15 protein-coding genes and 2 pseudogenes are annotated in these 17,609 nt (G+C 61.9%); 5 read left to right on the forward strand and 12 right to left on the reverse strand.

Features of this window, described 5'->3' with window-relative positions:
• Window positions 1-268 precede the first annotated feature (268 nt).
• Window positions 269-1,264, forward strand: a complete 996-nt coding sequence (locus AC3WP6_RS07005) for a ParA family protein (protein ID WP_492628652.1) — start codon at window positions 269-271, stop codon at window positions 1,262-1,264.
• A gap of 134 nt (window positions 1,265-1,398) precedes the next feature.
• Window positions 1,399-2,034, forward strand: a complete 636-nt coding sequence (locus AC3WP6_RS07010; RefSeq protein ID WP_492628653.1) for a RelA/SpoT domain-containing protein — start codon at window positions 1,399-1,401, stop codon at window positions 2,032-2,034.
• Window positions 2,035-2,118: 84 nt separating this feature from the next.
• Here AC3WP6_RS07010 and AC3WP6_RS07015 read toward each other — a convergent pair.
• The 4 genes and pseudogenes from AC3WP6_RS07015 to AC3WP6_RS07030 form a co-directional block, all read right to left on the reverse strand.
• A pseudogene (locus AC3WP6_RS07015) lies at window positions 2,119-2,514 on the reverse strand (integrase core domain-containing protein); the annotation flags it as partial.
• A gap of 31 nt (window positions 2,515-2,545) precedes the next feature.
• Complete coding sequence (locus tag AC3WP6_RS07020; protein ID WP_492627064.1) at window positions 2,546-3,397, reverse strand: protein NO VEIN domain-containing protein; 852 nt, start codon at window positions 3,395-3,397, stop codon at window positions 2,546-2,548.
• Window positions 3,398-4,093: 696 nt separating this feature from the next.
• Window positions 4,094-4,336, reverse strand: a complete 243-nt coding sequence (locus AC3WP6_RS07025; RefSeq protein ID WP_492627065.1) for a helix-turn-helix domain-containing protein — start codon at window positions 4,334-4,336, stop codon at window positions 4,094-4,096.
• Between the two features lie 253 nt (window positions 4,337-4,589).
• A complete protein-coding gene (locus AC3WP6_RS07030) occupies window positions 4,590-4,841 on the reverse strand; it encodes a helix-turn-helix domain-containing protein (RefSeq protein ID WP_492627066.1) in 252 nt (83 codons plus the stop codon).
• Between the two features lie 211 nt (window positions 4,842-5,052).
• Between AC3WP6_RS07030 and AC3WP6_RS07035 the strand changes: the two genes are divergently transcribed.
• The 3 genes from AC3WP6_RS07035 to AC3WP6_RS07045 all read left to right on the forward strand — a co-directional run bounded on the left by AC3WP6_RS07035 (window position 5,053) and on the right by AC3WP6_RS07045 (window position 11,935).
• Window positions 5,053-7,698: a TonB-dependent receptor domain-containing protein gene (locus tag AC3WP6_RS07035; RefSeq protein WP_492627067.1), complete on the forward strand. Its 2,646-nt coding sequence runs from the start codon at window positions 5,053-5,055 to the stop codon at window positions 7,696-7,698.
• Window positions 7,699-7,750: 52 nt separating this feature from the next.
• On the forward strand, window positions 7,751-9,913 hold the full coding sequence (locus tag AC3WP6_RS07040; RefSeq protein ID WP_492627068.1) for an Atxe2 family lasso peptide isopeptidase: 2,163 nt from the start codon (window positions 7,751-7,753) through the stop codon (window positions 9,911-9,913).
• A gap of 387 nt (window positions 9,914-10,300) precedes the next feature.
• On the forward strand, window positions 10,301-11,935 hold the full coding sequence (locus tag AC3WP6_RS07045) for a diguanylate cyclase domain-containing protein (RefSeq protein ID WP_492627069.1): 1,635 nt from the start codon (window positions 10,301-10,303) through the stop codon (window positions 11,933-11,935).
• A 176-nt stretch (window positions 11,936-12,111) separates the two neighbouring features.
• Here AC3WP6_RS07045 and AC3WP6_RS07050 read toward each other — a convergent pair whose 3' ends face one another.
• From AC3WP6_RS07050 to AC3WP6_RS07085, 8 genes and pseudogenes are all read right to left on the reverse strand, one after another.
• On the reverse strand, window positions 12,112-12,609 hold the full coding sequence (locus AC3WP6_RS07050; protein WP_492627070.1) for a PepSY domain-containing protein: 498 nt from the start codon (window positions 12,607-12,609) through the stop codon (window positions 12,112-12,114).
• Window positions 12,610-12,731: 122 nt separating this feature from the next.
• On the reverse strand, window positions 12,732-12,893 hold the full coding sequence (locus AC3WP6_RS07055; protein ID WP_492627071.1) for a hypothetical protein: 162 nt from the start codon (window positions 12,891-12,893) through the stop codon (window positions 12,732-12,734).
• A gap of 254 nt (window positions 12,894-13,147) precedes the next feature.
• Complete coding sequence (locus AC3WP6_RS07060) at window positions 13,148-13,624, reverse strand: hypothetical protein (RefSeq protein WP_492627072.1); 477 nt, start codon at window positions 13,622-13,624, stop codon at window positions 13,148-13,150.
• Between the two features lie 24 nt (window positions 13,625-13,648).
• Complete coding sequence (locus AC3WP6_RS07065) at window positions 13,649-14,173, reverse strand: alpha/beta fold hydrolase (protein WP_492627073.1); 525 nt, start codon at window positions 14,171-14,173, stop codon at window positions 13,649-13,651.
• Between the two features lie 341 nt (window positions 14,174-14,514).
• A complete protein-coding gene (locus tag AC3WP6_RS07070) occupies window positions 14,515-15,555 on the reverse strand; it encodes a transglutaminase family protein (protein WP_492627074.1) in 1,041 nt (346 codons plus the stop codon).
• Window positions 15,552-15,968: a hypothetical protein gene (locus AC3WP6_RS07075; RefSeq protein WP_492627075.1), complete on the reverse strand. Its 417-nt coding sequence runs from the start codon at window positions 15,966-15,968 to the stop codon at window positions 15,552-15,554. Before AC3WP6_RS07075 ends, AC3WP6_RS07070 begins: the two co-directional genes overlap by 4 nt.
• Window positions 15,968-16,717 carry an RHS repeat-associated core domain-containing protein gene (locus AC3WP6_RS07080; RefSeq protein WP_492627076.1) on the reverse strand — a complete coding sequence of 250 codons (750 nt, stop codon included), beginning with the start codon at window positions 16,715-16,717 and terminating at the stop codon, window positions 15,968-15,970. The genes AC3WP6_RS07075 and AC3WP6_RS07080 overlap by 1 nt, the downstream gene beginning before the upstream one ends.
• A gap of 101 nt (window positions 16,718-16,818) precedes the next feature.
• Window positions 16,819-17,605 (reverse strand): annotated as a pseudogene (locus tag AC3WP6_RS07085) (ISL3 family transposase); the annotation flags it as partial.
• Between the last annotated feature and the right edge of the window lie 4 nt (window positions 17,606-17,609).

Genomic DNA, 17,609 nt, shown 5'->3' on the forward strand with positions numbered 1-17,609 from the left:
CAAGACGGTCGACATTAGTTCGTTGAATGTAGAAGCTGCTCAACCGAAATTCTCGAATGCTTCCGTCGCAGTTGATAACGCTCGGGCGCGAGGGTTTTTAGTGCCATACACGAAAGGAAACAAGCAGCTAAGCGCGGTGGGTGAGCGTTACATAGATCTGCTTCCTGATCGAGAGGCGGCGAAGGCATCCATGAATAGTGTGAAGTCAAAGAGGTCTGCGCGTAAGGCGAGGCAGCGAAAGACCAGCTAAAGGAGTAGGTCTGTGGTGGTGAAATCTCGACCTGTAAGCTTGACTTTATTTAACCACAAAGGGGGTGTAGGAAAGACGACGCTAACCGTGAATCTAGCCTTTTCGCTTGCTTCGAGAGGGCGGAAGGTGCTACTTGTTGACTCTGATCCTCAGTGTAACCTCACCTCATACTTGGTCGAGGCGGAAGTTGTAGATAAGTATCTGGATGAATCAGAGGGGGCGAACGGTCGAACTATCTGGTCTGTCGTACGTCCCCTTATGGCGTCTGGTGGGGGGCTCAATTACGTGGATCCGATTGAGCGCGGCGAAGGCGTTTACCTTTTAGCGGGTGATATCCGCCTATCTGAGTTTGAAGTTGCACTTCAGCAGTCTTGGATAGATTGCTTGCAACGCAAGATTCGTGGCTTTACGGAGACGTCAGCCATTTCTGTATTGGCCCATCGATGCGCCGCTAAAGTTGGTGCAGACTATATTCTATTCGACGTGGGGCCGAATATTGGCCCGCTCAATCGCGCAATACTTCTTGGCTCTGACTATTTCATCGTCCCAGCGGCGTGTGACTTCTTCTCCACGCGAGCGTTGAAGACGTTGGGCCACACCGTGGCCAACTGGATCAAGGATTGGGACATCGTTTCCCGCCTCGCACCAAGTGATGTTCCTCTCTTGCTAGGAAGGCCCCGATATCTTGGGTATGTTCTCCAGCGGTTCCGGATGTACGGTGGCCAGCTTACGAGTGGACATCAATCATATGCGAGGGAGCTTGAGAAGCGAAGTTTTAGTGACATTGTTGCCGTTTTGCGGGAGATCGATCCTCTTCTAGCGCGTGGGACATCAAGCCATTTCAATCTTGGTCAGATTAAGGACTTCGCTACTGCGGCATCGCTGGCTCAAGATCAAGGGAAGCCCATTTTTTCTGTGGATGGTGCGGTTCCATACATGAAAGAAGAGGCAAAGAAAGCCTTCGAAAAGCTTGCCGATAAGGTCGAGGCGCGCGTGAAGGAGTTGGCGTCGTGACCGCACTAACTTCTCTGAATAGCAAAGAGCGCGCAAAGGTCGAGGCGATTGTCGCGCGGTATGTCTCAAATCGCGACCTAGTTCAAACGATGCTCGATCAGTTGCGCATGGCGATCGAGGGGCATGCTCCTTTGATGGCTTGCGTGCACTCGCTACGATGGAGAATCAAAGACACCGACCATTTGCGAGAAAAGTTGACAAGAAAGGCGCTAAAGGCGAAAACAGAGGGCTCGGAGTTTCGAGTGACTCCGGAGAACCTGTTCGAGACTATCAACGACCTAGCCGGGTTGCGGATTCTTCATCTTCACAGCGGTCAGATCGTTGCTATAGATAAATCGCTCAGAGATCTGTTTCAGGAGTTCCGATACGAGATCGTGGAAGAGCCAAAGGCTCGTACCTGGGATGATGAATCACGAGAGTTCTTTCGAAGCATCGGAATTGAGCCCGTTGAGAGTCCCACGATGTATACGAGTGTTCACTATGTGATCGCGCCCAACTCACAAACGCGGGTTACATGCGAACTACAGGTTAGGACATTGGCGGAGGAGCTGTGGGGCGAAGTCGATCACACCATGAACTATCCTCATAAGTCGCCTGTTGATACATGTTGCGAGCAGATAAAGGTATTGGCACGAGTGACATCTAGCTGTACGAGGCTGGTCGATTCGATATTTCGCGCATCGTCTCAATATGAATCCCCGAGAGGTACCGGCGCACCCTTGGCAGCCCCTGCACCTGCGCGAACTAGGTCGAGACGCAAACCAGCCTAAGCCCCGAAGGGGTAATTAAGTCGCAAAAAAAATGTCACAAAAAGGGGCTCATCGCGGTATTTGTCAACAAAGTTGTCCGCTTTTTCATGCGGCGGTGGATAGCGGTTTGAGTGCCGAGTCGGCCGGTTTGTCGGGGTTGAGCCAGACGGTGCCGATGGGCTCCCAGTTGCGGGTAGGTCGACCGCGCCAACGGTCGGGATGCGTCTTCTTGGCCTTCGCGTAGACATCTGCGCGGCGAGCGAGGATGGCCTTGTCTTCGCCGACGTGGCGCTGTGCCGGGGTGACGAAGCGGATGGCGCTGTGGCGGTGTTCGGTGTTGTACCAAGCGACGAAGCGCGCCACCCACTGCCGGGCTCCGTCGAGGCTGGCGAAGGGTTTGCCGGGGTAGGCCGGGCTGTACTTGAGCGTGCGGAACAAGGCTTCGGAGTACGGGTTGTCGTCGCTCACGGAGGGGCGGCTGGAGAAAGGTGTCAGGGACAATGTCCCAGTAGCGGGGAAACGGGACGGACGGTCAACCCGCCAGCCTTGCCAGATAGGACGCCGGCTCCAGATCGCACGACGCATCAATCGCGCCCGGCAGGTGGAAGAGTCTCGGGCGGTCGCGGAAGTCGAATAGCCGGTACAGCCGGTAGATTTCGGGGTCGGCGTTGGAGCGGGCGAGCTCGTTTCGGCTGACGTAGAACGGGGTGAGCTGGCCGAATGCCGTGGTCTTCACCTCGATCAGACGTTCGCGGCCGTTGTCCTCGAATGACAGCACGTCGTAACCCAAGCCGTCGCCTTGGGTGCTTGCGACGTGTTCCACGCGGTTTGCGAGCTTCTTCTTGCCGGCCGCGTGCAGGCGGCGGGCTTCCAGCTCCACGACGAACTGTTCGCCGGCGCGGCCGAGCGAGCGGTTCCTTGCCTCTTGGGCGAGGTAGTCGCGCTTGGCGGGAGAGAAACGTGCGACGTAGCTTGCGGGCGCTTCGTGGACGTGGGTGGGCCTCGGGGTCGGTACCCAGATGTTCTGTGGATCGGCCACGGGCACGGCGGTCGCCGGTCGGGTGACGGCTGCCTCCACTGCGACCTGCACTTCACCGTTCGTGACGAGTTGCGCCTCGACGGCGTCGATCAGTAGCGCCTGGTAGTTGCTGCGCGGCTTGTATCCGTCGATGTAGGGATAGCCGAGCGCGACCATCACGGCGCTGATGTTGGCGTGCTTGAATTCGATGGATGCGCGATTGCGGCCGTTGAGCAGCTTCAACAACGCGTTGGCGTGGTCGGTCTTGTTGTACCGCTGGCCGTTGAGTTCGAGCGTCAACATCCGGAGGTAGTCTGCGACGCAGGCCTCGACTTCCTCACGGCTCCAATCGGTTCGTTCCGCCATGGTTCCAGTTCCCCCTCGGGCGGCGACCAGGGTAACGCCCGCGACCTTACCCGTGAATCGCCATCGGTGAGACGTTGCGCCGCTACCGTCTGGTGCGCAGAAGAAGGAGACGGGAATGCGCGGGCGGGCCAGCATTTTTGAGTACATGTATCGCGACGGCGGCAATTTCAAAACCTACGGACGGCTGCTGCTGGCGAGATGGAACGCTGGAGCGGATGCGAAGGTCGAGCGGTGTCTGGCCTGGGGCGGGCAGTTTGTCGCCGCGCGCGTCGGTGACCCCGTTAGGCCGCCCCCTCGCTTCCGGTGTATCTGCTGCATCGACGGGCTTGATCAGCGTGCGGAGGCCCCATTTGCGCCACGGCGGCCTGCCGCTGCTCGGCGGTATATCGAATCGCTTTATCGTCTCTCTCGCTGCCGCCTTCCGGAAGATAAGCCATCAATGGAAGCGACAACTAGCCTGGCATGGAGGGGCCACGCCGAAGAGGGGTTGCCCGTCTTGTCATTGACCACACGCCGCTGCGTTCCATGCAGCACGAGAATTGCGCCGGTCACCATTCCGCAGTCATCCTCACGAAAGCGGGGATCCAGCGTCCTTGGTCTTGTCCGGAAAGCTTGGGTCAGACGGGATTCCCGCTTTCGCGGGAATGGCGTTCTCTGGGCAAATTGGCCTCAAGCAAGTCCGGCTAGAGCCTTCCCTCACGCCGAAGGCTGCAGCAACTCAACGATGTCTACTCCCAGCGCCTGAGCCAGTCGCTCGAGGCCGTCGATGGAGATATTGGTGACGCTGCGTTCGAGTTGCGAGACGTAGGTACGGTGGAACTGTGCCGCTTCGGCCAGTTGTTCTTGGCTCAATCCCTTGGCTGTGCGCAGGCGACGGATATTTGCGGCAGCGCGGGCGCGTGCTCTTGGCAGGGATCGTGGTGAGGGCTTCGAAGGCATGCCCCAGCCTGACCATCTACCGTCTAACGTTCTACAGAGTAAGAATCTACTGTTTCTACACTGTACCCGGTGCCGGCTGGATGGATGCGGATTCCCTGGGTTTCGCACCACATACGCAAGTTGGTGTCGCTCCATTTGAGCGCCCAATTCCGGTGCGCCGCGTCGCTGCCAGGAATGGTGCACGTCCTTCACCTGCTCCCCCGCCCTGATTCCCAGAAGCGTTGATGCGCCAAGTAGCGACCCTCGGCCGCCGCTAGGCCTCCTCCTCAGGGGGGCGAAGCAGTTGGGCGGTGTCCACGCCCAGAATCAGGGCGATCCGTTCCAAACTGTCGATCGAGATGTTGGCCCTGCGGCACTCGAGCTGCGATACGTAGGTGCGATGCAGCTCCGCAAGCTCCCCAAGTTTCTCCTGGCTCAGGCCCATGGCCTTGCGGTGCCGACGAACGTTCGCCGCCACGTAAGCGCGGCTGCTTGACGGAAGCGATTGCAAGGACTTGGCGGACATACGCCAAGACTCTTCCTCTACCGTCTTGCAATCTACAGAATATTCATCTACTGTGTATAGTATACATACGGTTGTGGCGATGAGGCTGCAACGGGCCGGCTATTGCCGTTCGTGCAACTGGCCCAAGACGGGTGCGTTTGAGGGCTTTCACCAATCCGGGGTAGGGGCGGATTGCGTGTTGACAGAAGGACCAAACCAAGGGGAGTAACGGATGAAGACACGTACGCTACGCAACGCCATTTCCATCGCCTTGCTTGTCACTGCCGCCGGCGCGACCTTGCCGGTTCTGGGGCAGGGGGAACTGCCCGGTGCGGTCGTACCGGGCGACGCTTCGGCGAGCAACTTGGCGGTCAAAACCGATTTCGATCTTCCCGCAGGCGAGCTTGCCGCGGCCCTCGATGCGCTGGGCAGGCAAAGCGGCTTGCGGATGCGCTATCCGCCCGAACTGGTCGCGGGTCGTACGGTGCGGGCAGTCCAGGGCCGCATGGGCTGGCGCGATGCATTGACCCGGCTGCTCGCCGGGTCGGGTCTGGAATATGAATTGGTCGACAGCCGGACCGTGGCTATCCGGCGCGGCGCGGGGCAGGCGAGGGCGACGGGTTCCAAGGCCGCTCCAACTGCAGCACCCGGCTCGGCATCCCCGGCGCCAGCCGTCACGAACATGGCGAGCGTGCAGGTTACCGGCACGCGCATCCGTGGCGGCAGCACGCCATCGCCGGTCATCACGCTCAGCAGCAAGCAGATCCAGCAGGAGGGTTTCTCGGACCTTGGTGAGGTGATCCGCAGCGTGCCGCAGAACTTCTCCGGGGGTCAGAACCCGGGTGTCGCTGCAGGGGCAGCGCAAGGTGGACCCAGCGACCAGAACATGACCGGGGGTTCGGGCCTCAACCTGCGTGGCCTGGGGCCGGATGCGACTCTCACCCTGCTCAATGGGCACCGCATGTCGTACGGCGGCTTTGCGCAGTCGGTCGATATCAGCGCAATTCCGGTCGAGGCCGTGCAGCGCCTCGAAATCGTACCGGACGGTGCGTCGGCCATCTATGGCTCCGATGCGGTGGGCGGCGTGGCCAACGTGATCCTCAAGCGCGACTTTGATGGCGTGACGGCGGGCACGCGATATGGCGGTGCCACCGAGGGTGGACTGACCACGCGTGAGTACAGCGTCACTGCCGGAACGACTTGGGCCACCGGCGGCTTCATCGTGGCAGGGGAGAAAACCTCCAACGATCCGGTCTACTCGGACCAGCGAGACTATACCCAGTCGATGTACCGGCCTTCGACGCTGTGGCAGGGCAACGATCTTCGCAGCGGTTTGCTCAGCTTGCATCAGTCGCTGGGAGATTCCACCGAACTGCACCTGGACGCGCTCAGGAGCGAGCGGAACATTCTCACAGATATGGCGTACGCCAGCACGTACAGCCCGGCCAAGATAAAGAGCGATACCACCCTGCTGGCGCCCAGTTTCGACATATGGCTGCCCGGGGACTGGACACTCACGCTAAGCGGTGCGCTGGGGAAAGAAAAGAACATTGTATCTGCCACGACGGTGAACAGGGCGAGTGGAGTGGTTACCGCGCACAGCCCCGTCACGTATAGGAACAAAAGCCTGACTTACGAGATCGGCGCGGAAGGGCCGTTGGTCACGTTACCCGGTGGCGAGGCGAGGCTGGCTGCAGGAGCAGGTTATCGGTACAACGACTTCCTGTACCTGAGCGGCAACGCGGTCAAGGCCGATGGCGAAGAGAGCAGCCGCTTTGCCTATGCCGAGTTGAACCTGCCGCTGGTGGGACCGGAGCAAAGTGTCGGAGGGATCGAGCGGCTTGCGCTGACAGGTGCGGTCCGTGCGGAAGATGGCGATTATGGAAGGGTGACCACGCCCAGGTTCGGAGTGGTCTACTCGCCCAGCGCCGATTTCTCGTTGAAGGCTTCATGGGGGAAGTCATTCAAGGCATCCACGCTCGAGCAGCGCTATTCCGCCGGGACCGCCATCTACTATCCGGCATCGACATTCGGCGTTGGTTATCCCGTGGATGCTGCGGCGTTGTGGCTGGCGGGGGGTAACGTAAACCTTCGTCCTGAGCGGGCTCGAACACGGAGTGGCTCACTGGCGTTCCATCCGGAGGCGTTGTCCAGCCTCGAGTTGGAGCTGACGTGGTTCGATATCGACTACACAGAGCGCGTCCTCAAGCCCATAAATACCGTCGACGTGTTCGGTAATCCGATCTACGCGGATTTCGTCCATTACAACCCGACCGAGGCCGCGCAAATGGCGGCGCTTGCAAGCGCCGGCACCTTCTACAACTACGTTGGCTCACCCTACGACGCCGGCAAGGTGGTAGCAATCATTGATGGGCGGTATCTCAATGCGGCCCGACAGCGGATCAAAGGGAGCGATCTGTCAGGGTCGTACCAGGTCGGCTTGGGCCTGGGCCAGTTGACGGTCCGTGGTTCAGCCAGCTGGCTGGACAGTACACAATCCTTGACAGCGGCGCAGAGGCCCTACGACCTAGCCGGCACGTTGTTCTACCCGGCGAGGGTCAGCAGCAGGCTTGGGGCGGTCTGGCAGCAGGGTGGTTTTACCGCTTCGCTGTTCGGAAACTACAAAAGCGGAGTAACCAACGTCGCCAACGGCAGGAAAGGGGCTTCATTTACCACCTTCGACGCCACGCTTCGCTACGACACCGGTGCGCGCGATGACGCATGGTCAAACTTGGCACTGGAGTTGTCGGCGCAGAATCTGTTCAACCGTGCGCCGCCGTTGTACGTCGTTACCTCTTTGACTTATACGCCTTACGACTCGACCAACTATTCAGCGGTCGGTCGCTTCCTGAGCCTCTCCGTATCCAAGCATTGGTGATGGGCACCGGGACGAGCCGGGCCGATAGCGCCGAGATCGGGGGATGGAAACCATGTTCGTGTTGAAGCGCGGCATGCAGCGTTTTTTCGTTGCGGGTGCCCTGCTGGCGGCCTGTGCGCCTGGTTGCCATGCGTCTGCTGTTTCGCCGCGCCAGCTTCTGGAGGTAGTCGATATCGCGGGTCCGACGATGTCGCCGGATGGGCGCAGCGTGGCGTTCCGGGTTGAGCGGGCGTCGGTGGCGCGCAATACCTACGACACTGCCTGGTATGTGCAGGGTCTCGATGATCCCTGGCCCAGGCGTGTCGCCGATGGCGGCGTTCCGCTGCGCGATTCGGCAGGCGAGTCGCTGCCTCCGAAGATGGTGTGGTCCCCCGATGATCGTTGGATCTACTTCCGCGCTCTGGTCGACGGAAGGATTGACGTGTGGCGTGCGGCGGTGGATGGCTCGGGCGCGGAACCCTTGACGCATGATGCGGCAGATGTGCGCGATTTTGCCCTAGAGCAGGGCGGGCGTGTCCTCAGGTATAGCGTCGGTGCGACCCGCGCGGAGGTCCGGTCGGCGGAGCAGGCCGAATACGACCAAGGCGTTCATATCGATGCTTCCGTACCGGTTGGCCAAGGATTGTTCCGCTCCGGCTTTGTCGGGGGGCGCATGGCAACGCAGCGTTTCAGCGGGGACTGGTTCGATCGGGGGCCGTTGCTGGCCGATGTGCCAGATCGTTGGATGGAGGTCGATCTCACCACGGGGACAAAGCGGGCGCTTGAGCGTTCGGATGTGCCTTCCGTACCACCATCGGATCCAGCCAAGGCCGGTGTCGAGGGCGATCCTTGGAAATCCGCGCGCGACCCCCAAAGCGGCGGAGTGGCTTGGCTGACGCGTGTTGGTAATGGAAAAGGGCAGGAATACCGCCCTGGTGTGCAGCTGTCGGCACTCCCGGGCGGACACGCCAGGAGGGCCGTCAAATGCGAGTCGGAATTGTGCGTAGGCAAAGCTATCACTGAGATTCAGTGGCGCCCTGGTCGCGACGAAGTGCTGTTTACCATCACTGATCCACGCCAAGGCCTGGGGCAGTCGATCCTTCGATGGAATGTCGATACTGGTGAGGTCGATGTCGTCGTAGCAACCGGGGGATTGGCCAACGGCGGACGCCGTGTGGCTTCAAGCTGTGGTGTCTCGGCCAAGTTTTTGGCGTGCGTGACGGCAGAGGCCAACCGCCCACCTCGACTGGAAAGGATCGATCTGGGAAGTGGGCGGCGCCATGTCCTGTTCGACCCCAATGCGGCGCTCGCCAGCGACATGACCAAGGTCTCTGTGCGTCTTCTACGGTGGAAGGACGAACAAGGACGGTGGTACACGGGGCAGTTCTATCCGGCACGGCGCGAGGATGGCCGACCAGCGCCGTTATTCGTCACCTACTACAGCTGCCCTGGCTTCATCCGAGGTGGGGTAGGGGACGAGTGGCCACTTGCCTCGATGGCACAGGACGGTATTTCGGCGTTGTGTATCAACCGGCGTCCGGGTTACACGAGAGACGCAGTGGCACGCTATGGAGATGGGATGTCAGCGGTAGCGAGTGTGGTCGACCTGCTGTCCAGGAAGGGGGCGATCGATCGCAAACGCGTGGGGATGGGGGGACTGAGTTTCGGTGGGGAAGTGACAATGTGGGTGGTCATGAAATCGGACTTGCTGGCGGCGGCATCGGTCGCCAACCCGGTGGTGTCGCCTCTCTACGACTTGATCGGAAGCATGAAGGGCGAAGCCTTCCTTGCGGGCTTGCGAAAGAACTGGGGGCTGGGATCGTTAGCTGAGACACCGAAGCGCTGGAAGGCGATCTCACCGACCTTTCAGTTGGACAGTATCCACGTGCCAATCCTTTTTCAGCATTCCGAACAGGAATACATGTATGCGTTGGACTACGAGATACCGCTGATTCGCGAACATCGGGCTGACCTCTACGTGTTCCCGAACGAGCCTCACCAGAAGTTTCAGCCGCGGCATAAGTTGGCAGTGTACGAAAGGAACCTTGATTGGTTTCGGTTCTGGCTGCAGGGTTACGAGGACCCATCGCCAACGAAGGAGACGCAGTACACACGTTGGCGTGACATGCGAGCGCGGGCCAGGCGGCGCTCGCCGTCGAGCGGTTGCCCAACAGGAAGCCAGCTTAGGCGTGATTTCTTAACCAGTTTTCGAACAAAAGGGATCAGGTTCATTTAATCCTGAAGCTGCCTGCGATGACGCGCCCCTGCCGGTCTGGGGTTCGCTCGAAACTAGCGTTGCGTGGTTGGAGCGCGTGGCGGGGCGGTGGGATGTGAGGTTGTCGCCGAACTGTGGTCGGTAGATGCTCGGGCTGCCTTTTTTCTTCCGGCGAAGGTGCCGGGGCTTGTGCGGTGTTGATTGAAGCCTTCTTGTCTCCAGCCTACGGCTAGCCCGGCCCCTCACCCCGGCCCTCTCCCCGGCGGGGAGAGGGAGAAAAGCCGCGGTGTGCGGGTGGGGCTGAGGCCAGGTTCACTCCTCACTCTCACTCGCGCTTATCGAGCTGTACGCCTCGCCGCCAAGGGCGCGCTGGACTAGGCGATTGGGCTTCGGTGACCATAGCCCCGTATGTCCGCCGCTTCCATGCCGTCCGTACGTCTGCTGCAACTGCTGCCTGAGGCGGTGGTGCAGACGGATGCGCAGTGGAAGGTCACTTATCTGAATCCGGCCTGGCATACGCTCACCGGCCATCCGGTGGAGACGGCGCTCGGCCGGCCCCTGCTTGAGTTCGTGCATCCCGACGACACCGGCACCTTGCGCTCGGGTATGCCGGTGTTCCGGCTGCGGTTTGCCGATGCGAGCTATCGGTGGGTGCGTCTGCAGCTCCACCCGGAGACGGACGCGGCAGATCGGGTAATCAGCCGCCAGGGCGTGCTGATCGAGATCACCGAGGTGACCGAGCAGGTGCTGGTGGAGGTCCGCCAGCGCTTTCTGCGCCTGCTGGAAACCATCGATGGTGTCGTCTGGGAGGCCGAGCTTGGCGTGGGCAATACTTTCCTGAGTCCCCAGGTCGAGCGGCTTTTCGGCTACAGCGTTGAAGAGTGGCGGGCCGATCCAAGCTTCTGGCGGGCACATGTGCACCCTGACGACCTGGTGGAGGCCTTGGCCGTCGACGATGCCGCATACAACGCGACGCACAGCCATGCATACGAGATGAGTTACCGGTTGATCACCAAGTCCGGCAGGGTCGTGTGGGTGCGCGACCTGTGCCGCGCGGTGGTCGAGCCGGGGCGGCCGAACCGCATGATTGGCCTGATGATCGACGTGACGCGCCAGAAGAAGACGGAACTCGAGCTGCTGCGATCCGACAACCGCTATGCGCTCGCCACCCGCGGATCCAACGACGGCATCTGGTACTGGGACCTGCGGACGGATGTCCTGCATGTGTCCGAGCGCTTCCACGAGATCGTCGGGCTGGGCGACATCCCGCGCGTGCATGACGGCGGCTGGCGCTTTTTCCAAAAGCTGATTGACCCCGATGACCACGGGCGCGTGCAGGCGGCCTATCGCCGGCACCTGGCGGGGAACAGCCCGAACTTTTCGGTGGATTTCCGCGCGTTCCACGGGGCCGGGCGGCTGGTGTGGGTCAACTGGCGCGGGGTCGCCCAGTTCGAGGATGGCGTTGCCGTGCGCATGGCGGGCTCGTTGAGCGACCTGGCCGAACGCGGCAGTTACTACGACGCCCTGACCAACCTGCCTGGCCGGCCATTGTTCCGCGATCGCCTGGCGCACGCCATCGCGCTGCACCGGAACGAGGCCGCGAAAGGCGATGACGAGCCGGCACGCGGTGCGACCACGATGTTCGCCGTGCTGCTGCTGGACCTCAACCGGTTCAAGGCCGTCAACGACACTCTCGGGCACCACGTTGGCGACCAGTTGTTGCAGCAAGTGGCGCGCCGGCTCGAATCCTGCGTGCGGCCGGCCGACCTTGTCGCGCGCATGAGCGGCGATGAGTTCAACGTGCTGCTCGAGTCCATCGACCCCGCTGAAGCAGTCGACCGCGCCAGGCAGATCGCTGCCGCTCTCGAGGTGCCCTACGAGATTGGTGGGCACACCGTGACCAGCGGCGCGAGCATCGGGTTGGTGAGCAGCGAGTCCGGCCTGGCGACCACCGATGACTACCTGCGCGCCGCGGACGCCGCCATGTACCGGGCCAAGAGCAGGTCGTTGGGTGTGTGCGTGTTTTCAGCGGAAGACAGTTGAGGGAATCGGCGGGCAGGGCCTGGCTCCGGTTCGCCTCGCGCCGCTGAGGTCGCACTCGCCTCCGCGGCTCCGGTGTCGGCCGGGGGCGCGTCGCGGGGGAATCGGTGCCAGGGGCAGTTTTTAGGCGATGATGGCGTGGCGGCACCCCGTACCTGGGCGCCGCCACGACCCGATGGTCAGCCCTGGTTGACGGCAACCACGCTGCCGTCGTTGGGGTCGGCCAGCAGATCCACCTTCTTGCCGTCCGGATTCCGGGCGCCCGCTTTCCACAGGCCCCGGTCGAACTTGACGCCGTCGATGTTCCGGTAACCCTGCGCCGTCAGCTTGGCCTTGATCTCGTTCTCGTTGAGCCGGGACGGCGCGTTGGCTTCATAGACCTTGCCGGTGGTCGGACCGATCTTGATGTGGGACCACTTGTCGTTGCCGCCACGTGCCTTGGCCTGCCATACGCCGTCCTTGAAGGTGAGACCCTTCACCTCGCGGTATCCGGCGCCGGTGATGTCGCTTCTGATGGCGGTTTCATCCAGCGCGTCCACCGACGTGCTGACGCTGGTCGTCGTGGTCGTGGTCGTGGTGCGCGTGGTCGTTTGCGCGGGTGCGGCCTGCGCCATGGCGGCGCCGCCTGCACCCAGCAGGATGGCCGCAAGGGCCGCAGGCAATACGTGGTTTCGCATGCCGGATACCTCCGTCTGACAAAGCCGGGGCCAGCTTGGATGGCGGTCTTTCAATGACGGGTGAATGCGGGCGATGCGGCTCAGTGGCGATTCATGCTTGCACGCCCTGAACGGGGACAGGTTCACTTCCTGCTGTCGGCGGTGCTGTGTGCTGGCCGTTGCGCCGCCCGCGCACCGGCAAAGCGTTGCGTTTTGGCCTCGACCGCGGCGCGGAAATCGTCGTGACCTGAGGTGCGCCGTTGCTGGAGGCAGGCGCGGATGATGGTGGGGTCATCGTCGGCCAAGACCTCATGCGCGAGGCGATGACAGGCCTTGGTGTGATCCGGTGTCGTGGCGGCAAGTGCGGTGCATGCCGGGTGGGCGTGAGCAGCGCGTCTTCCCGTTGGCCGCAGTGGATGGCACGGCCTGGCCACGTGTGGGCGAAAGGGGCGTCGTTCATGTGGGCGCGGACCGGGTTAGCGCAGGCATGGCACCACGTGGCTTTCGCCGTCGACCGGACGGGCCTTGCAGCGGCCTTGGGTGCCGTCGGGTGGGCGCCTCACTTCGCTGCGTCCTGCATCATCTTCAGCGCTTGCCCGACCGCCTTGACCACCGCGCCCGGCTGATCGATCTCGATGTCGTGCGAGCTATCCGCAACATGTACCAGCGTGCCGCGGGAGGAAGTGGCGACGATCTGCGCCTGCGTGTGGGCTCGTGCTGCTTCCAGTCCCTTGCGGTCACGCGGCAGCGCATCGGCATAGGTATTGGCCGCGAACAGCACGATCAGGGGTGTCGAGCCGTGCGTCTTCTGCTTTGACACGGGCTGCTTGAACGCCTCGACATTGGTCTGGAGTACCGACAGCACGGTGTGCCAGTACGCCGGCTTCGACTTCAGGGCCAGGTTCACCGCGTTGAGCCTGGCGCTGGCGCGTGGATCGGCTCCGCCGAGGCAGTGGCTCAGTTCCGGATCGGTGGACGGCAGTTCGTGCTTTTCGGCAGCCGCCACGCACCGGTGGATGAACGCGAAGCGCTGCACCGAGAGGGCGTCCTCGTCCTTCCGTCAGCCGGGGGCAAACCGGCCGATGTCCTGCGCGGGTGGATCGAGCAGGACCATTGCGCCCACGTCCGCCGGATAGCGGTTCGCGTACTGCCGAACGATGTTGCTGCCCAGCGAATGCCCCACCATCACCAGCGGGGTCGCGAGGCCGGCATGCTGGATCAGCGCGTGCAGGTCCGACACGTCGGCGTCGAGGTCACGCGGCAACGGCCCCTCGCTGCTGAAGCCGAAGCCGGCCCGGTCGTATGCGCAGACGCGCACGTGGGCGGCCAAGAGTGGCTGCACCTTGAACCAGGCGGGGGAATCGGTGACCGCGCCGGACTCCAGCAGGACGGTCGGTATTCCGCTGCCGGAACAGCGCAGGTTGAGATGGCGGCCATGGCCGAGGTCGATCAGCTGTGCCGCCTGCGCATAGCTGTCCGGCATGCGCTGCAACGCGGGGGCGTGACCGGCTTCGGTGGCCCGGGCCTGGCCGAACATCATGACCAGCAAAAGGGCGCCACCCGCTTTCAGGTGCGTCTTGTTCAAGGCGTGTCTCCCGTCGATGGCCCGGACAGGAGCGCCGGGCAAGCTCTTTCATCGACTTGAGGCAGTGCAGGAAGTTCAGGGGGTTTGGGGGCGACCGCGTTGGCGTAATCGGCAGGTTCCATGAAGGGCGCGCCGGATCGCTCCGGCATGCTTTCGACCCGGAAACGGGGACGAAGTCCCGTTTGATCCGCCTTGTTGCTCCGGTCATGTGGAGCAGGCAGTAAGCACGCAGCCAATCACTGCCAGACAGCAGTGGCGAACGTGGGATATCTGATGCGTACGCATTGATTCGATTGATCATCCGAAGCGAAATAGCTTGACTGATAGATCAATCCTAACGATCAACCGCCGTGAGCTGCTTTGTATTTGTCGACGCGCTCCAGATACGCCTTGTCGCCCGCTTTCGTCGGAGGTGCCCAGCCCATCGCTTCCACGCGTTTCAGGATTCGTGTGTTGGAATCGTAGAGTGCTTGGAAGTCGGCACGCTCGTCCGGCGGCAACCTGTCAGGGGTCAAGTGTCGGTCGAGGTAGCGGTGTTGGAGTTCCAAGAAGAACGCATTGGCCTCGTTGACGTAGCCGCCCGCGTTCTTCGGATCCAGCTTTACGACCAGCATGGCCAAGCCGAGCAGGTCGCCCGGCGTACGCTGGTGGGCGTAGACCGCCTCCAGGGGTTCCAGCATGCCCGCCACAGTCTCGTGCGGCGTCGTGGTGCGCATGTAAATCCCGCTCGCGATCTGCTGTGGCGTGATCTGCATTTCATTGATGTATTTGGAATCGGGCCACGAGGCCGGGCTGGTGCCCTCGATGTTGAACCAACGTCCATTGACGTCCTGGAGCCGTGCAAATTCGTGCTCCGGGGCCTGACTCAGCGTCATGGTGAGCCCGAGCTTCTGACCCAAGATCATCAACAGTGTGGGCATCGACACGCAGTTGCCCTTGCGTGTGCGGAGGTAAGTGGAGACGAGTTTGTTCTCGTAGACCTTCCCGAACGGGTCGTCCAGGTCATACGAGAACGGGTGGTGATCGTTCCACGGGCCGGACTCGTAGATCACTTCGCCCAGTGCCGTCATCACGGCCGTGGGTGGCGCGTCCTTCGGCACCCGCGCGCGCACCACGGCGGCCCAGTGGTTCAGCGTGGCGTTGAAGGCCTTGGCGTCGAACCTGGGATTGGCGGCGCGCTCGATGGCCGTTTGAACCTGCGCATAGTCGATGCGGCCATCCGGTGAGCTCGCCAGTTGCTCGATGATGTGGAGATTCGGATCATCGTGGACGGCGATGCTGCCAGGCAGATGGGCGTGGGCCCACGGGCTGATCGCCAGACACACCAGGGTACCCAGCCAGCGCATCCCCCGATGCGCCCTGCTGCCCGTGGTGGACCTCATGGGGATTTCGGTGGCGACTTGTGGAACCACGCCACGCGGACGACGGTGAACAACCCACGCGGGTTGATCGCCGAGGCAGCAGCGTAGGTGCCGGCAACTTCGGCGTCGAAGCTGCGCAGCGAGAGATCCATGACGTCGCCCGTCAGCGCGTGGTCAAACTTCATGGCCTGCGAGCCCGGCGGCAGGTGATCTGCGAAACGAAAGGGAATGGCCGTGCCCGGCGGACAATGTGGATCCATGAAGATTGCCCCGTGCCGAGGCCCCATCAAGGCGCGAGCCTGGAATCGAACCTCACCGGCGGGTGGGGACTGCCGTTGATCGTAGAGCTGGCAGACGGTCACGGTGCGCAATTCGGTGGCGCGAACGCCGCAGCCGGCCGCCAGGAGCAACACCAAACAGGCGAGTCTGCGCATCAGCATCCGTTCGACTGGCAGAAGGCATCGGTGGAGGTGTTCGCCGCCTGGTCGATGCGCGCGTTGATGTCCGCCGCCGTCGCTCGAGGCGCATAGAGGTCGTTGGACACCCCCAGCCCGCGCGCCACGCCAATCTCGGTGCGATAGGCATTCATTTCGGTGGTGTGCTCGCTTGCCCGGTCGGTTGGATAACGGATCTTGGGGTTCATGTAATCCAGCTGGTGTTGGCCTTCGTGGGCTAGGGCTTCGGCGCCGAAGGCATTGGCCAGCTGCTGCGGGCTCATCGTCGGGTTGAACTTCTGGAACACCGATGAAATCGCCGCGGCTTGCTTAACGTCTACGGTCATGAGCGTCGAGCTGTTCGCTTGGGCAACCGTGTCCTTGGCCAGGCTGCCGGCGGCGAGCGTCACGCCATTGCCGTCGCCAAGGGTGCCAATGTGCTTCGACACGGCGTCCAGGTGGGTATAGGCCGCCGAGTGCGGATTGAGGTGACTCATGGCGGAATGAAGCGTGTTCACAAAGCCGTTGATCCTCGTGCAGGTTGCCTTGTCCTTGCTGCCGCACGCATACATGCCCCTCGGATCAATGTTGATAATCGGGTTGTTGCGCGCGTAGGCGTAGCGGTTGAATGAGAAGAGATCACCAGCCTTGGGTGGCACGGGATCCGGTGTCAAGAAACGTGCTTGCGCGATCGGACAACACACGACGGCAACGGCCAGCACCAGGCCGGTCAACGATCCCTTCATCATCCCCTGCCTCCTCATCCCCTTCCGGGTGAGGATACTCCTCCAAGCTACTGGCGCAACGTGACGCCGGCGCCCTCAAGATCAAGATCGACGGTGGCTACGCATCAATCAAAATGCCCTTCGTCCGCCAGCCGTTCCAAGGTAGGGATGAGGGCACCGTATTCGATGACCTCATGGGTATAACGCACACGAGACGTCCTGACAGAGTCGACCGTCATATACCGTGTCGTTGTCTTCTGCATCGCCGGCACCTCTTCCACGGGAACCGATTTCTGCTGCACAACGGCACCTTTCTTGCGCGCCGCAGGGTCGTACAACATGCGGGCACGGATCACGTCGAAGGTGTAGCCGCGACCCATGCGATTCATGACTCGGGTCAGGCTGTTGGCTGATTCGGTGTAGGCGTTGGTCATGGGATTCTCGAAGTAGTTGAAGATCTCGTCGTGCCAGTTCGTCACGGCTGTCGTTAAGTTCCAAAGGCAGGTTGCCCTGCCAGCGCTGCTACGCCTGCTCGGCTGCCGCGCGATCCCGACTGTCCCAGATCGCCATGAGCCCCTCCTTCAACGCATGGGCCTCACCTGGCTGGGGAAAAAGCGCGAGCCACGCCGTCATCCGATCAAAGCCTTCCGTCGTCAGCTCGTGCTGGCGCTTGAGCAAAAGATGGCGCTCGCCCTTCAACTTGAGCCGTCGCCGATCCGGCAAGGTCTTGCGAAACCGCTTGCGCATCTTTTCCAGCATCTCGTTCGCCATACGCTGGATGTGGAACCGATCAACCACGATACGAGCTTGCGGCAGGGTTTCGCGAGCGACTTGCCGGTAGACGTGGTACATGTCCATCGTGACCCACTCGATAGTCACCTTGTCCGGCAACGCTCCGAAGCGGGGATGGAGGAAA

This window comes from Rhodanobacter sp. FW106-HT46G03, assembly GCF_058789895.1.

Bases quoted from the DNA above. Each gene is read 5' to 3' on its own strand.
- AC3WP6_RS07030 (WP_492627066.1), bottom strand. From the start codon at position 4,841: ATGTCCGCCAAGTCCTTGCAATCGCTTCCGTCAAGCAGCCGCGCTTAC.
- AC3WP6_RS07020 (WP_492627064.1), bottom strand. From the start codon at position 3,397: ATGGCGGAACGAACCGATTGGAGCCGTGAGGAAGTCGAGGCCTGCGTC.
- AC3WP6_RS07040 (WP_492627068.1), top strand. From the start codon at position 7,751: ATGTTCGTGTTGAAGCGCGGCATGCAGCGTTTTTTCGTTGCGGGTGCC.
- AC3WP6_RS07025 (WP_492627065.1), bottom strand. From the start codon at position 4,336: ATGCCTTCGAAGCCCTCACCACGATCCCTGCCAAGAGCACGCGCCCGC.
- AC3WP6_RS07075 (WP_492627075.1), bottom strand. From the start codon at position 15,968: ATGCGCAGACTCGCCTGTTTGGTGTTGCTCCTGGCGGCCGGCTGCGGC.
- AC3WP6_RS07070 (WP_492627074.1), bottom strand. From the start codon at position 15,555: ATGAGGTCCACCACGGGCAGCAGGGCGCATCGGGGGATGCGCTGGCTG.
- AC3WP6_RS07010 (WP_492628653.1), top strand. From the start codon at position 1,399: ATGGCTTGCGTGCACTCGCTACGATGGAGAATCAAAGACACCGACCAT.
- AC3WP6_RS07045 (WP_492627069.1), top strand. From the start codon at position 10,301: ATGTCCGCCGCTTCCATGCCGTCCGTACGTCTGCTGCAACTGCTGCCT.
- AC3WP6_RS07080 (WP_492627076.1), bottom strand. From the start codon at position 16,717: ATGATGAAGGGATCGTTGACCGGCCTGGTGCTGGCCGTTGCCGTCGTG.
- AC3WP6_RS07035 (WP_492627067.1), top strand. From the start codon at position 5,053: ATGAAGACACGTACGCTACGCAACGCCATTTCCATCGCCTTGCTTGTC.
- AC3WP6_RS07050 (WP_492627070.1), bottom strand. From the start codon at position 12,609: ATGCGAAACCACGTATTGCCTGCGGCCCTTGCGGCCATCCTGCTGGGT.